A 13,920-nucleotide genomic window follows, 5' to 3' on the forward strand; every position below is an offset into this window, starting at 1 on the left:
CATTCGCGGCGGGGGAGGCCGCTCTCACGAATTGCCAGCGGCGCGCGCGCACTGCGCGTGGTGCGCGGCCTCTGCAACGGCCATGCCTTGTGCTTCGACCGCGCTTGCGCGATGACGGCAGAGCGGGAGGAAACGGGCATGCGGGCACGGGCGACGGCGATCGGTTTCGGGGCGATCCTTCTGTGGTCGCTTCTGGCGCTCTTCACCGTCGGGACGGTGCCGGTGCCGCCCTTCCTCCTGAACGCGCTGACCTTTTCCATCGGCGGCCTCGTCGGGCTGATCTGGATCGGCTTCGGCGGGGGGGGCGGGCAGCTCGGGCGCGTGCAGCCGAAAACCTACCTCCTCGGCGCGGTCGGCCTCTTTGGCTATCATTTCCTCTATTTCTCGGCGCTAAGGCTGGCGCCTCCGGCCGAGGCCGGGCTGATCTGCTATCTCTGGCCGCTGTTCATCGTGCTCTTCTCGGGGCTTTTGCCCGGCGAGCGGCTGACGGCCATGCATGTCGTCGGTGCGGCGCTGGCCTTCGCGGGCACGGCCTGCCTGCTGCTAGGCAGGGGCGGTTCGGTGGAAGGCAGTCTGTCCGGCTTCCTGCTCGCCTTCCTGGCGGCGCTGACCTGGGCGGCCTATTCGCTTTTGTCGCGCCGGATGGAAGAGGTGCCGACCGCCGCGGTTGCCGTTTTCTGCCTGATCACGGCGGTGCTATCGGTGCCCTTCCATCTGGCCCTGGAAGAGACTGCCTGGCCCATCGGCATGCGCGGCTGGCTGTGCGTTATCGCGCTTGGCCTCGGGCCTGTGGGGCTGGCCTTCTATGTCTGGGATGTGGGGGTCAAGCGGGGCGATATTCAGATACTGGGAACCGCTTCCTACGCGGCGCCGCTTCTGTCGACGCTCGCACTTGTCGCCTCGGGCGTGGCAGAACCAACCGCCCGCATCGGAATTGCCGCACTGTGCATTACCGCCGGTGCGGGTCTGGCCGCCTGGGCCAGCGCCCGCGTCCGGACGGCGGAAATCAGGCCCGGCTCAACCGGCTGATTTCTTCCTTCAGCTTCAGTTTCTGCTTCTTCATGTCGGCGATGGTCAGATCGTCGGTGCTCAGGCTGCGCTGGGCTTCCTCGACAGCTTCGGACAGATGCTGGTGCTTCTTGTGGAGCTCCTGCAAATGGGCGTTCATCGACATCGTCAACTCCTCTGCTGTGAACCTCTGAGGGTCAGTCGAGCATATTCCCCGAGTCGTGTCACGCGCGAAGGTGTCGCAGTGTGAAGAGTTTATGACGGTTGGCGGAGGACTGCCTGCCCGCCCGTTGAAACCTGTCAGTCGAAACCCGGCAAGGCGGCGCCATCGCGCAGGACGGCGCGGGCATCTGGCGTGAAATCGTCGCCGTCGGCCAGATGCGCGAGGCCTTCATGCAGGATGAAGGGCGATAGAAGCCGGAGCGGCGCGCGGCCGGTCTTGCGGGCACGGACGATCACCCTGCTGGCCGGGCGCCCGGCGCGCGGCACCAGCGGCAGGATCGAGACCGACCCTGCGCGGCCCTGAAGCTCGGCTAGTATGTCACCCAGCCGTTCGGCCAGATGGATCATGGTCATCCAGCCGCCGGGGCGAAGCCGCCTGAGGCCCGCATCGATCCAGGCCGACAGCGGCGCGTCTTCACGAAAGGCGATCTCGCGGCCCGAATTGCGGGCGCCGGTGCCGTCCCCGGCACGAAAGAAGGGCGGGTTGGCGATCACATGATCGAAACTGCGGGCGCGAAGCGGCGGGGGCGGGTGGGTCAGATCGCCCGCGATCACCTCGAAAGGCAGGCCGTTCTGCCGGGCACTCTCTTCCGCGAGGGCCGCATAGTCTGCCTGGCGTTCGATCCCCGTGACCGCCGCGCCGGACACGCGAGACAGAAGGCACAGGCTCGCCACCCCGACGCCGCAGCCAAGCTCCAGTACGGTGTCACCGGGACGCACCGGGGCGGCAGCGGCAAGCAACACCGGATCGGTGGCGGCGCGATAGCCGTCCTTCGGCTGAAGGATGGTGAGCCGGCCGCCAAGAAAACCGTCCGAGGTTGTCTGCGGCTCAGGCATCGCGTTCGGGGATGTCATTGTCGCGCAAGAGTGCCCGCGCCATGAAGTAATCGCGGTCGGCGACCATCAGCCTGCGCGGCAATATGCCCAATCCGCCTTCAAGGACGCTCATGTGGACGTCCCATTCAAAGGCCGCTATACCCTCCCCATCCAGCAGGGCGGTTGCAAAGGCGATCCGGGTCGGGTCTGTCGTGCGCAAAAGCTCTTTCATATGCCAAGACTTAACGCGCTTTGCGGAAATGTCACGGCGGGACCTCGAGATCTGGAACGAAGATGAGCCTGGACGACGCCTCGACAAAACCGCATGACCGGCTGGGAACCTATCTCGCCCGGGACATGGAAGAGGTGAACGCCCTGATCCGCACGCGGATGGCGTCGGAACATGCCCCCCGCATCCCCGAAGTGACGGCGCATCTGGTCGAGGCGGGTGGCAAGCGGCTGAGGCCGATGCTGACGCTCGCGGCGGCGCGGATGATGGGCTACGAAGGCCCCTATCACGTCCATCTCGCCGCGACGGTCGAGTTCATCCATACTGCGACGCTTCTGCATGACGATGTGGTCGATGAAAGCCGCCAACGGCGGGGGCGCCCGACGGCCAACCTTCTGTGGGACAACAAATCGTCGGTTCTGGTCGGCGACTATCTCTTTTCGCGCTCGTTCCAGCTGATGGTGGAAACCGGCTCGCTCAGGGTTCTCGACATTCTGGCGAATGCTTCCGCGACGATTGCCGAGGGCGAGGTGCTGCAACTGACCGCGGCGCAGGACCTTCGTACCGACGAGCGGATCTATCTGCAGGTGGTGCGCGGCAAGACGGCGGCGCTCTTTTCGGCCGCGACCGAGGTGGGCGGCGTGATCGCCGGGGCGTCGGAAGACCAGGTGGCGGCGCTCTTCACCTATGGCGATGCCTTGGGCGTGGCCTTCCAGATGGTCGATGATCTTCTTGACTATGGCGGTGCGGCGGCGGTCATCGGCAAGAATGTCGGCGACGATTTCCGCGAGCGGAAGCTGACGCTGCCGGTCATCCGCGCGGTTGCCCATGCGAATGCGGCCGAACGGGCTTTCTGGGAGCGTGTGATCGAGAAGGGCGACCAGCGCGAGGGCGATCTGGAAGAGGCGATGCAGCTTCTTGCCCGCCATGGCGCGCTGGAAGCAACCCGGGCCGAGGCGCTCGCATGGTCGGCCAAGGCGCGGGACGCGCTGACGCGCCTGCCAGAGCACGAACTCAACGACATGATGGCCGATCTGGCCGATTATGTCGTGGCGCGGGTGCGCTGAAACGGGCAGCGAAGCGGGCCGCTCTTCGGCCCTTACAGGCCTCATCGCTCTTCAGCGAAGAGCCCCAGCAAGGGGGCGCGAGCGGTCTGTCAGCTTTCTCAGCTGTGCCGCCCGCCCGAGAAGAACGATTTCACCTTCTGCCACAGGATGGCGACCGGGATCAGCAGAAGGAAGATGAACTTCTTCGCGAAGGCCAGCAGAAGCACCAGAAGACCGGTCTTCGCCGCGACCTTGCCCGCGATCAGGCCGCCGATGCCAACCGCGGCGACGGTGTCGACGCCCGGAACATAATCGGCATAGCGGTTGCCCTCGGCAAAACTGACCATCTTCATCACTTCCGGCGCGGCCGCGCGGACGCTTTCCAGTTCGTCCATCCCGGCGATGAAATTCACCACCATGACACCGTGCCGCCCGAGGACGCGGATGTTGTAGTTGAGCGTCTCGCCGTCGACATCGCCAAACTGCAGCCGCTTCGCCCAATAGAGCTTGCGTTCGCTCTTGTCGTAGTGCGGCGGCTCGGCCCAGCCGAGGAGCGCGACTGATCCATATCCCTGCGCCTCGCGCTCCTTGCTGCTCTGCTTGGTGTCGCGCTGCATCTGACGCAGAAGGTCGTCGTAATCGTAGCCGTCGGCATCCCCGTCCGAGACATAGCCCATTTCCTCAAAGCTCATCTCGACGCCCCAGCCGGAACCGTAAGGGGAGTGCGCGGCCGGAAAGATCATGCCAAGTGTGCCTTCGGCGGAGGGATTGCCCCAGATATCCACGATCACATAGGCGGAATCCTCGGCGCCGAGGAAATAGTAGTCATCGGGGATCGTGACTTCGGCCCTGCCGCCATCGATGCTGATCTTGCCGGTCTGAAGAGCCATCTTGTCGGCGCGTGCCTGCTCTTCTGCAGAGAGTAGCCCGTAATCTTCGGGGAACATCTCCTTGAAGCTTTCCGCATGCGCCGGAAGGAGAGTGAGCGTGAACGTGACTGCCAAGCAGGAAAGAAAGGTCTTCATCGGTCCTCGAAACAAAAAAAGGGGCACAACAGTGCCCCTTCAGATCACGGTTCCGTGATCCTGTCAAAGACTCGCGTCCAGGGCGGCGATGATCGCATCGCCCATCTCCCCGGTTGTGACCGGCTTGCCACGCTCTGGGCCCATGAGGTCGGCGGTGCGGACGCCGTCGGCCAGCACTTTCTCGACCGCCTGTTCGACCCGCGTCGCCTCGTCGCCAAGGTCGAACGAATAGCGCAGCGCCATCGCGAAAGAGAGGATGCAGGCGATCGGGTTGGCCTTGCCCTGACCGGCGATATCGGGGGCCGAGCCATGGACGGGTTCGTACAGCGCCTTCGGCCGGCCATTCGCCATCGGTGCGCCGAGCGAGGCCGATGGCAGCATGCCAAGCGAGCCGGTCAGCATCGCGGCGGCGTCCGACAGAAGGTCGCCAAAGAGGTTGTCGGTCACGATCACGTCGAACTGCTTGGGCCAGCGGCAAAGCTGCATCGCGCCCGCGTCGGCGTACATGTGGCTGAGTTCGACGTCCGCGTATTCCTTGTCATGCACTTCCTGCACGACCTCGCGCCACAGGATGCCGGATTCCATCACATTGGCCTTCTCCATCGAGCAGACCTTGTTGCCCCGCCGCCGCGCCAGTTCGAAGGCAGACCGCGCCACGCGGGCGATCTCGCTTTCGGTATAGCGCTGGGTGTTGACCCCCACCCGTTCGTTGCCCTCGGTGAAAATGCCGCGCGGTTCGCCGAAATAGACGCCCGAGGTCAGCTCGCGGACGATGACGATATCGAGGCCCGCGACCACCTCTTTTTTCAGCGACGAAAAATCGGCGAGCGCGTCGAAGCACTGCGCGGGGCGGAGGTTGGAATAGAGGTCCATTTCCTTGCGGAGCCTGAGAAGCCCGCGCTCGGGCTTTACCGAGAAGTCGAGCTTGTCATACTTCGGCCCGCCGACCGCGCCCAGAAGCACGGCGTCCACCGCCTGCGCCTTGGCCATCGTATCGTCATGCAGGGGCGTGCCGTACTTGTCATAGGCGCAGCCGCCCACGAGGTCTTCGGAGACGTCGAAGGTGACACCGCGCTTGTCACCGAACCAGCCGATGATCTTCTTCACCTCGGCCATGACTTCCGGGCCGATGCCGTCACCGGCGAGGATGAGGAGGGAAGGGTTGGCCACGGGCGGTCTCCTGTCAAAACGGGTGCGAGAAGCGCCTAGCCAAAGGGGGACGCGGGGTCAAGCCGGTCAGGGTGGCTGCCACCCCGGCAGATACCGGGCCTCGGTCAGCGAAGAGGTGGACGCCAAGCTCCGCGACCAGATCAAGGCGGGGACTTTTCCGGTGCGGCTGAAGCCCGAGGATTGGCAGTCGGGCACGATCAACTGGCTTCTGGACGTGATCGCGCCGGACCGGAAGACGGCGGGCCGGGTGATCGCGAACTTTGCCCAGGTGGTGAAGGAGGGGGAGCTCAGGATGCATCCCCAGATCGGCGGGCTTGTGGAGCGGGAGATGCTGGAGAAGATGGGGGGCAGCAGACTTGCGCAACCCGAAGGAGGGCAGACCTGATGGCATGGGTGATTTCTGGCGGGCATTGGACCGAGGAAGACAAGGCGCGCTATCCCGAAGTGCGGATGTCGCATCATTGGAAGAACCTGGACGGCGACACGCGCCAACTGGAAGTGATCGACGCATCCCAGGATGATGGGGGGCTAATGTCCGGTCGTAGCCCCCAAGATGGACGCCCCATCAGGGACAAGAACGTGCCGACCCGGCTGGAGCGGACCGGACCGACGCTGGAAGAGTATCCGCTTCAGGACGTGCTTTCATACTGGAGCGGCAATCTTCTGGTCTGTAAGGCGTTCCGCGATCTTCTGGAGGAGATGGAGCCGGGCGTACACCAGTTTTTCCCGATGGACCTGCTGGTCAATGGCACAAAGGTCGCAACCTACTACTGGTTCGTCTGCTGCACCCGCTTGGCCACGCTTGCGGCAGACCATTGCTATCCGCCCCTTAATCCGCGGGGCTTCTGGAAGCCCAGCCCGTTCGGTCAGAATCAGGGTGACCGAGTGGTCTTGTCAAAACGGCTGATCGGCGCCCATCACGCCTGGTACGACAAGTTCTACGGTAAGACCTTCTTCTCGAATGCTTTCGCCGAACGCCTGCAAACCCTGAAGCTGACGGGCATCGATTCCTTCCAATTTCCCGAGGTCTGATCGACCGGCATTCGGTTCGATAACGCTAATTCAACTTTTCTGGGACTGATCAAATGGTGAACTTTCCGGACCTTCCGCTGCCGCCGCAATGGCTCAAGGATATCATCGGCGACACATCGCGGGATGGCCTTCGGGGCTTTTGGGCCGGATCGCATATGCTGGCAGGTGGCACGGACCATTTTAAAGGAGTTTACACGGAAGCCAATCGCGGACTATCGGAAGGCAATCCTCACTTCCTGACTGACCAGAGCAAGTTCAACGGCGTCCTGCAGCTCTCTGGAACAGCGGTCCGGCGCGAAGATGCGATAAGCGTGAAGCAGGCCAGCCCTCCGGGCTGCAGGGTGGGTGCCAACCCACCATATAGATTGACAAATCCGGGCGTCACGGTGGGTCTCACCCGCCCTACGTTCTGTTCCGTCGCAGGTTGTGGCCTTGATGGTGCGGGTGAGTGTCGAGACGCTTGAGATCACCCTTGCGATGGCGGGGCGGTCAGGGCAGGGCGATGTCGATCCAGACGAGGCGATGGGATGAGGCCTGGGCGACGGTGGGTGCGAACGGGTCGGAGGGGGCGGGCCAGAGGGTGCCTGCGGCGGTGACGGTCAGATCGGCGGAGGGCAAGACATAATCCACCCTCAGATTGTCGCCGACATTGGGATTTCCCGCCCAGTCGGTCGTGTCCAGCGCGGGATCGCCCGCCTTGCCGGGGATGGCGGCCGCCGCGCCGCCGGGGCTTTGCGGGCGCGGATCGGCAAGGCGGGGGTCGGACAGAAGCGCCCGGATCGCCGTCCGGTCGCCCGCGCCATCCTCGGGGTCGGCGTTGGCGTTGCCGAGAAGGACGAAGGGCCCCTCGGGCGCGGCCCATGGCAGCTTGCCGTCCAGGTAGAGCGGCCAGAAGGCTGCCTCATCATGGTTGCGGGCGCGGTTCATGTTCTCGGGCGCGAAGACAGGCGGACCGGCATGCCAGGCAAGAAGGCGAAGCGCGCTGCCGTTCGGTAAAAGGACCGGCACGTCCCACATGCCGTGGGCAGAGAGCCGCAGCACATCCTCGGCACCCTCGGGCAGCCCCGCTTCGGCCATGCGATTTCCCGGCAGGTCGCGCCAGAGGAAAGGCGACAGGTCTCGCGCGCGCTCGCTATCCAGGGGCAGGCGCGACAGGATCGCCATGCCGCCCTGTCCGCGGAAGGAGGCGAAACCGTGTGCATCACGCGGGCCGCTGGTCTGCCCGTCTCCGTCAAGGTCGAACCCGGTGGGCTCACCCGCGTTTGGACGGAAGGCGAAGACGTGAGGGTAGGGATGGCCCAGGGCAGAGAGCGCCGCCTGCAGCGCATGAAGGGCGACATGATCGGCATCCCAATCCAGATCGGTCAGCAGTAGCACGTCGGCATCCGCCACAACGATCACGTCGAGAACGGCCCCGGCCTGCGCGTCCCTGGCCGTTGCCAGGTCACGGACGAGGAGCCCCGGGCCGTCGCGGCTGAGACCGGGATCCCAGGTGGCGATCCGCAGGCTGTCGGCGGCTGCGGGCGTGGCCAGCGTCAGTGCTAGGATCAGGCCAGCTGATATTCGGCTTCGGCCGACTGGCCCTGCATGCGGCGCTTGGTGGCGATCATCCGTGCGATGCGGCCCATGGCGATGCCACGCATGAAGAGGCTGGCGGGAAGGAAGGCCCATGCGGTCATCGTCCAGATCAGGGTGTGCGGGCTTTCGAGCGTGACGGGCGAGAAAGAGAGCGAAGCGATCTTTAGTGTCGCCGGGATAATGAACGGCAGAAGCACGCCAAAGGCAATGTTGAACCGCGAATCGCGCGTCAGCCGGTCGACCACATCGCCGCCCGCCGTCGGGTCGAAGGTCGGCAGGTTGATCCAGACGTTGAACGTGCCCATGCGGCTCGGCCAGCCCAGAAGCCACAGGACCGCGATGAAGACGACAAGCGTCAGAAGCGAGATGAGGTAGGACAGGCCAGCCGCAGTGCGCACGAGAGCGATATGGCCCGGGTCCATGTCGTTCGGCAGCATCAGCACCACCAGACGCACGGGGCTGTAGGGCACGTCGATCAGAAGCCCGATCTGGGTGCCGATCGCGGTCAGGAACTCGGTCATCGTGGTTGGCTGGGTCTGGCCGCGCACGATGGCGGCCAGAAGCATCACGGTGGCCAGAAGTGACAGGTAGCGGATGCGGTTGAACGGCGGCGCGTCGCGGAATTCGACAAGGCCCGGATAGGTTGAGGCATATTCGAAGAAGGTAAGCGCGGCGGCGAAAAGCGCGACGAGGGCGACGATCTGGGTCGTGTCGGCGTTGACGCCCGGCAGCATGAGCGACGGCGTGGCGAGAAGCACCATCACCAGAAGCCCGCGCACGAACGCGCCTGTGATCTGCGAAAACACTGCCTTACGCCCTCACACCCGTCGGGCTCAGCGCGTTGCTCCGGCCCGAACCGTCGGCCTGTCCGCCAATTGTGGCGACATGCCTTATTCTTGCCACACTTTTGCCCATATTCATGCCCCCCTGGCAATCGTCAGGGTCAGATAACATGACAATAACGGCCATTTGATGGAGAAACTGGTGCGACTTTGCATCAAGCGCGAGAGATCGCCGATCCATTCCTGAAACGGCAAAGGGCCGCGCATGCGCGGCCCTTCCGGTCATGACGGACGCCGGGCCTCAGACCCAGGGGCGGCTCTGGCTGGCCTCTGCCTCGAAACTGTCGATGGACGAGACCTTTTCAAGCGTCAGGCCGATATCGTCCAGGCCATTGATAAGGCAATGTTTCTTGAACGGGTCTATGTCGAAGGAAAAGCTCTCGCCATCCGACGCGGTTACCGTCTGCGCCTCGAGATCGACGGTGATGCGCGCGTTGGCGCCCTTCCTCGCATCCTCCATCAGATGGGCGACCGCCTCGGGCGGCAGGACGACGGGCAGGATGCCGTTCTTGAAGCAGTTCGAGAAGAAGATGTCCGCAAACGAGGTCGAGATGACGCAGCGGATGCCGAAGTCGAGAAGCGCCCAGGGCGCATGCTCGCGCGACGATCCGCAGCCGAAATTGTCGCCCGCGACGATGATCTCGGCCGTGCGATAGGCCGGCTGGTTCAGGACGAAATCGGCGATCTCCGAGCCGTCCTGATTGTACCGCATCTCGTCAAACAGGTTCTTGCCCAGCCCCGAGCGCTTGATCGTCTTCAGGAACTGCTTGGGGATGATCATGTCAGTGTCGATATTGACCAGCGGCATGGGCGCCGCGATGCCGGTCAGGGTGGTGAATTTGTCCATGTCTTGTTTCCCTGCGGGGCCTCCTCGTCGCCTTCGGCGCTCGTCGTCCTTGCGAAGAGCGCCCGAAGGGCGACGATGAGCACCCGGTTTACATCATTTCGCGCACATCGGTCAGGTGCCCCGTCACCGCCGCCGCCGCCGCCATCGCGGGCGACATGAGGTGCGTGCGGCCGCCGCGGCCCTGACGGCCCTCGAAGTTGCGGTTCGAGGTCGCGGCGCAGCGTTCGCCGGGCGAAAGCTGGTCGGGGTTCATCGCGAGGCACATGGAACAGCCCGCAAGCCGCCATTCGAAGCCTGCATCGATGAATATCTGCGCCAGGCCCTCTTCCTCCGCCTGTGCGCGCACGAGGCCCGATCCGGGCACGACCATGGCGCGCATGCCGTCCTTGATCCGTCTGCCCTTCAGGATCGCGGCCGCGGCGCGCAGGTCCTCGATCCGGCCGTTGGTACAGGATCCGATGAAAACCGTGTCGATCTTGATGTCGGTCAGCTTCTGCCCCGGCTTCAGCCCCATGTAGTCGAGCGAGCGTTGCGCCGCCTCGACCTTGCCGCCGGTGAAGGCATCGGGGCTGGGCACCACATCGGTGATCGGCAGCACGTCCTCGGGGCTGGTGCCCCAGGTCACGACCGGAGCAATGTCCTCGCCCTTCAGCGTCACGACCTTGTCGAAATGCGCGCCCTCGTCGGTGTAAAGCGTCTTCCACCAAGCGAGTGCCGCCTCCCACTGCGCGCCCTTCGGCGCATGGGGGCGGCCCATCACATAGGCGAAGGTCTTCTCGTCCGGTGCGATCAGACCCGCCCGTGCGCCGCCCTCGATCGCCATGTTGCAGACGGTCATCCGGCCTTCCATGGAAAGATCGCGGATCGCCTCGCCGCAATATTCGATGACATAGCCGGTGCCGCCCGCCGTGCCGGTGGCGCCGATGACGGAAAGCGTGATGTCCTTCGCCGTCACGCCGGGGCGCAGCTTGCCGGTGATCTCGACCTTCATGTTCTTCGATTTCTTCTGGATCAGCGTCTGGGTCGCCAGCACATGCTCGACCTCCGACGTGCCGATCCCGTGGGCGAGCGCGCCGAAGGCGCCGTGCGTCGCAGTGTGGCTGTCGCCGCAGACGACGGTCATGCCCGGCAGCGTCCAGCCCTGTTCCGGTCCAACGATATGGACGATGCCCTGACGGATGTCCGAGACGGGGTAATAGTGAACGCCGAACTCCTTGGCGTTCTTGTCGAGCGCTTCGACCTGGATGCGGCTTTCCTCGGTCATGGTCGCGGCATTGGCCCGGTCGAGTGTCGTGGGCACGTTGTGATCCGGCACCGCGATGGTCTTTTCGGGCGCGCGCACCTTGCGACCGGTCATGCGCAGGCCTTCGAACGCCTGCGGGCTCGTGACCTCATGCACCAGATGGCGGTCGATATAAAGCAGGCAGGTGCCGTCGGCATCTTCATGCGCGACATGGGCATCCCAGATCTTGTCATAGAGGGTTTTCGGGCCAGACATGGCTATCTCTCGGCTAGGAACAGAGGAATGGCGGCAGGAGCGCGGACGGCCTGTCAGGCGCGCGCAAGAATCGAGACGGTCGAACCGTAGAAGCGCCAGGGCAGGCGCGCACGGTCCCCGATGTCGAAAAATCTCATCATGCCGGGCTTGATACGCCCGAATCCCCTGCGAGGCAAGGACAGCGGCGGGGCTAGTCTGACGCCTCCGCCACCGCCTCCAGCAGATCGCCCGGCTGACAGTCGAGCGCCGCGCAGATCGCGGCCAGCGTCTCGAAGCGGATGCCCTTTACCTTACCGGATTTCAGCAGGCTGATGTTCTGTTCGGTGATGCCGATAAGGTCGGCCAGCTCACGCGAGCGCATCTTGCGGCGCGCGAGCATCACATCAAGGCGGACGACGATCTCCATCACACGAACCCGCGGTTTTCCTCGGCCAGTTCGGCCGCCTCGCGCATCGCCCAGCCGATGGTGACGAGGAAGCCGCCCGCCAGAGTGAAGACGATGAAATTGTCGTTCAGGCTGAAGGACAGGACATGGCCGCTGGTCAGAAGCATCAGCTGGATCGCCGGCACGACGACCTTGAGGACGGCAAGCGACAGTATGGCGCGCCCGATGCCGAGGATGTGGCGCGCGCTCGATTCGGTCAGGATGTCGCCGCGCCGGTAATTGCCGAAGAGGCTGCGCATCTCGATCAGCATGTGCAGCACCGGCAGCGCCACCACAATGGCGAGCACTATCACCAGGCCGGTCGTGATCCAGTCGGGCCGGACCTCCACCCTGGCCTCGGGAAAGACAGCCTGCGGCCAGTCGGGCGCGCGCACAAGGATCACGATGATGACGAAATAGATGACCGGCAGGGCGTAGATCAGCAGGGCGACCACCCACCAGAGCCAGGAAGCCAGTTTCGCCACGCGTTCGCTGTTGGCCATGATATCCTCTTCTCAAGTTATAAATTTAATGTAATACGATAAAAAGATCATGTCAAAGGAGATTCTCATGACATTATCTAAACCGATCCCGTATGCCCTCTTCCTGTTCCTTGCCGCCTGCAGCTATCTCAACCCTGTCGCGGTGAAGGACCTTTCGCTGCTTGATCCTCTGCGCGCCGATCCTTCGGTGATCGAGGCGCGTGTGACCCTGCCCGAGGGGCTGAGGCTTCGCCCCGATCAGGCGCTGCTGACGGTCGAGGCGCAGAAGGGCGATTTGCGCATCGCCGAAAACTTCCGGCTTCGGTTGGTCGAGGGGCTGGAGGGCGGGGTCACTCAGCTTTCCCTGTCGCCCGTCGATGCCGAGCGGTTCCGGGCCTGGCAGGCAAAGGTGCTTAACCTGCGGCAATCCGGCCCGGCGCCGGGCAGCCTTTCGGTCAGCCTCGGCGCCTGCGCGACCGGGTCGGGGCCCGCACCCGACGCGACCGGCTCGCTCGGGCTGAGGCTCAGGGCCGACGCACCGATGGCGCCGGTCATCGACGAAGCCCCGCTGGTGGACCTGCTCGGGCCGGAAAATCTTGCCGCGATCGGCCCCTGCGGCTGAGGCGCAAGCGGTTCCCGCGCCCGGCGGCGGCGCGGGAACTTTCCATGGGAAGGTTCATTGAGATTTCGCAATTGCGATGTTACCTTGGGAACAAGTCCGGCGCCGGGGCGTTGATCGGCGTGCAGCACAGGAGGACAATGTTCTGTCCAGTCTTCATGAAGCGGCCGGTTCGACGGCTGCGCGGACGGCGCCGATGACGGCGCGGTCCTCCGATGGGCAAAGCGACGCTCTGCTTGCCCGCATCCTTTCCTCCCTCGATGACGACAAGGCCGAGAACGTGGTCACCATCGACCTGCGCGGGCGCTCGTCCGTGGCCGACTATATGGTCGTCTGCTCGGGCCGGTCGTCCCGTCAGGTCGGCGCCATCGCCGAGAAGCTGGTCGAGCGGCTGAAGGAGGAGATGGGCCGCAATTGCAAGATCGAGGGCAAGGAACAGGGCGACTGGGTGCTGATCGACACCCAGGACGTGATCGTCCATGTCTTCCGCCCCGAGGTGCGCGACTTCTACCAGCTGGAAAAGATGTGGCTGCCGGCTGCGGCCGCCGCTGCGGGCAAGCCGGTCTGAGGCCGGGCGCCAGGTGAAAGTCACCCTCGTTGTGGTGGGCCGCTTGCGGGCCGGCCCTGAACTGACGCTGATTTCCGATTATCTGGAACGGTTCGACCGGACCGGGCGGGCCCTGGGCCTCGGTCCGGCGCGCCTCGTCGAGGTCGAGGACAAGAAGGGTCTCGGGATGGAAGCCGAGGCCGCCCTGATCGAACGCGCCCTGCCGCAAGGCGCGCTTCTGGTCACGCTCGATGAGCGCGGGCGCACATTCTCATCGCCGGAATTTGCGGACGAGATGGCGCGCTGGCGCGACGGGGGGCGGCAGGAGGTGGCCTTCGTGATCGGCGGCGCCGACGGGATCGCGCCGGTGCTCAGGGCGAAGGCGGATGTCTCGATCAGTTTCGGCAAGATGGTCTGGCCGCATATGCTGGTGCGGGTGATGCTGGCCGAGCAGCTTTACCGCGCCGCGTCGATCCTCGCCGGTGCGCCCTATCACCGGGCCTGAAACTGTGCGGCGGTTCGCCTGCGAGCCAGT

The 13,920-nt window shown here is 64.6% G+C and carries 18 protein-coding genes; 7 read left to right on the forward strand and 11 right to left on the reverse strand.

Annotation, left to right across the window (positions count from 1 at the left end; genetic code table 11):
- Positions 1–138 precede the first annotated feature (138 nt).
- On the forward strand, positions 139–1,029 hold the full coding sequence (gene yddG, locus P0645_RS07395) for an aromatic amino acid exporter YddG (RefSeq protein WP_284163939.1): 891 nt from the start codon (positions 139–141) through the stop codon (positions 1,027–1,029).
- Here the strand turns inward: yddG and P0645_RS07400 are convergent.
- The 3 genes from P0645_RS07400 to P0645_RS07410 all read right to left on the reverse strand — a co-directional run bounded on the left by P0645_RS07400 (position 1,007) and on the right by P0645_RS07410 (position 2,278).
- Positions 1,007–1,174, reverse strand: a complete 168-nt coding sequence (locus P0645_RS07400; protein WP_284163940.1) for a YdcH family protein — start codon at positions 1,172–1,174, stop codon at positions 1,007–1,009. The genes yddG and P0645_RS07400 overlap by 23 nt on opposite strands.
- 134 nt (positions 1,175–1,308) lie before the next feature.
- Positions 1,309–2,085, reverse strand: coding sequence for a tRNA1(Val) (adenine(37)-N6)-methyltransferase (locus P0645_RS07405; protein ID WP_284163941.1), 777 nt, complete (start codon positions 2,083–2,085; stop codon positions 1,309–1,311).
- Positions 2,060–2,278 (reverse strand): putative signal transducing protein, encoded by a 219-nt coding sequence (locus tag P0645_RS07410; RefSeq protein ID WP_284163942.1) that lies wholly within the window; start codon positions 2,276–2,278, stop codon positions 2,060–2,062. The genes P0645_RS07405 and P0645_RS07410 overlap by 26 nt, the downstream gene beginning before the upstream one ends.
- A 62-nt stretch (positions 2,279–2,340) precedes the next feature.
- On the opposite strand from P0645_RS07410, the gene P0645_RS07415 reads away from it, so the two are divergent.
- Positions 2,341–3,342, forward strand: a complete 1,002-nt coding sequence (locus P0645_RS07415; protein WP_284163943.1) for a polyprenyl synthetase family protein — start codon at positions 2,341–2,343, stop codon at positions 3,340–3,342.
- Positions 3,343–3,440: 98 nt separating this feature from the next.
- On the opposite strand, the gene P0645_RS07420 is transcribed toward P0645_RS07415, so the two are convergent.
- Together P0645_RS07420 and leuB are read right to left on the reverse strand one after the other, a co-directional pair.
- Positions 3,441–4,346 carry a DUF2167 domain-containing protein gene (locus P0645_RS07420; protein WP_284163944.1) on the reverse strand — a complete coding sequence of 302 codons (906 nt, stop codon included), beginning with the start codon at positions 4,344–4,346 and terminating at the stop codon, positions 3,441–3,443.
- A gap of 63 nt (positions 4,347–4,409) precedes the next feature.
- Positions 4,410–5,516, reverse strand: coding sequence for a 3-isopropylmalate dehydrogenase (gene leuB / locus P0645_RS07425; protein ID WP_284163945.1), 1,107 nt, complete (start codon positions 5,514–5,516; stop codon positions 4,410–4,412).
- A 115-nt stretch (positions 5,517–5,631) separates the two neighbouring features.
- Between leuB and P0645_RS07430 the strand changes: the two genes are divergently transcribed.
- Positions 5,632–5,901: a hypothetical protein gene (locus P0645_RS07430; protein ID WP_284163946.1), complete on the forward strand. Its 270-nt coding sequence runs from the start codon at positions 5,632–5,634 to the stop codon at positions 5,899–5,901.
- Entirely contained in the window at positions 5,901–6,548 is a 648-nt protein-coding gene (locus P0645_RS07435; RefSeq protein ID WP_284163947.1) for an imm11 family protein, read from the forward strand. Before P0645_RS07430 ends, P0645_RS07435 begins: the two co-directional genes overlap by 1 nt.
- Before the next feature lie 489 nt (positions 6,549–7,037).
- On the opposite strand, the gene P0645_RS07440 is transcribed toward P0645_RS07435, so the two are convergent.
- The 6 genes from P0645_RS07440 to P0645_RS07465 all read right to left on the reverse strand — a co-directional run bounded on the left by P0645_RS07440 (position 7,038) and on the right by P0645_RS07465 (position 12,240).
- Complete coding sequence (locus tag P0645_RS07440) at positions 7,038–8,111, reverse strand: endonuclease/exonuclease/phosphatase family protein (protein WP_349775072.1); 1,074 nt, start codon at positions 8,109–8,111, stop codon at positions 7,038–7,040.
- Positions 8,096–8,932, reverse strand: a complete 837-nt coding sequence (locus P0645_RS07445) for a hypothetical protein (RefSeq protein ID WP_284163948.1) — start codon at positions 8,930–8,932, stop codon at positions 8,096–8,098. Before P0645_RS07445 ends, P0645_RS07440 begins: the two co-directional genes overlap by 16 nt.
- A gap of 277 nt (positions 8,933–9,209) precedes the next feature.
- Positions 9,210–9,815: a 3-isopropylmalate dehydratase small subunit gene (gene leuD / locus P0645_RS07450; RefSeq protein WP_284163949.1), complete on the reverse strand. Its 606-nt coding sequence runs from the start codon at positions 9,813–9,815 to the stop codon at positions 9,210–9,212.
- An 88-nt stretch (positions 9,816–9,903) separates the two neighbouring features.
- On the reverse strand, positions 9,904–11,313 hold the full coding sequence (gene leuC, locus P0645_RS07455; RefSeq protein ID WP_284163950.1) for a 3-isopropylmalate dehydratase large subunit: 1,410 nt from the start codon (positions 11,311–11,313) through the stop codon (positions 9,904–9,906).
- A gap of 190 nt (positions 11,314–11,503) precedes the next feature.
- Positions 11,504–11,719: a helix-turn-helix domain-containing protein gene (locus tag P0645_RS07460; protein WP_284163951.1), complete on the reverse strand. Its 216-nt coding sequence runs from the start codon at positions 11,717–11,719 to the stop codon at positions 11,504–11,506.
- The gene (locus P0645_RS07465; protein ID WP_284163952.1) at positions 11,719–12,240 is read right to left on the reverse strand and encodes a DUF2975 domain-containing protein; all 522 of its coding nucleotides are present in this window, start codon (positions 12,238–12,240) and stop codon (positions 11,719–11,721) included. Before P0645_RS07465 ends, P0645_RS07460 begins: the two co-directional genes overlap by 1 nt.
- Positions 12,241–12,307: 67 nt before the next feature.
- On the opposite strand from P0645_RS07465, the gene P0645_RS07470 reads away from it, so the two are divergent.
- From P0645_RS07470 to rlmH, 3 genes are all read left to right on the forward strand, one after another.
- Positions 12,308–12,841 (forward strand): hypothetical protein, encoded by a 534-nt coding sequence (locus P0645_RS07470; protein ID WP_284163953.1) that lies wholly within the window; start codon positions 12,308–12,310, stop codon positions 12,839–12,841.
- A 76-nt stretch (positions 12,842–12,917) separates the two neighbouring features.
- Positions 12,918–13,406, forward strand: a complete 489-nt coding sequence (gene rsfS, locus P0645_RS07475) for a ribosome silencing factor (protein WP_284163954.1) — start codon at positions 12,918–12,920, stop codon at positions 13,404–13,406.
- 13 nt (positions 13,407–13,419) lie between these two features.
- The gene (gene rlmH, locus P0645_RS07480) at positions 13,420–13,890 is read left to right on the forward strand and encodes a 23S rRNA (pseudouridine(1915)-N(3))-methyltransferase RlmH (protein ID WP_284163955.1); all 471 of its coding nucleotides are present in this window, start codon (positions 13,420–13,422) and stop codon (positions 13,888–13,890) included.
- Positions 13,891–13,920 lie beyond the last annotated feature (30 nt).

Origin of the sequence: Frigidibacter sp. SD6-1 (assembly GCF_030143255.1) — a bacterium.
Classification (GTDB): Bacteria; Pseudomonadota; Alphaproteobacteria; order Rhodobacterales; family Rhodobacteraceae; genus TMP-24.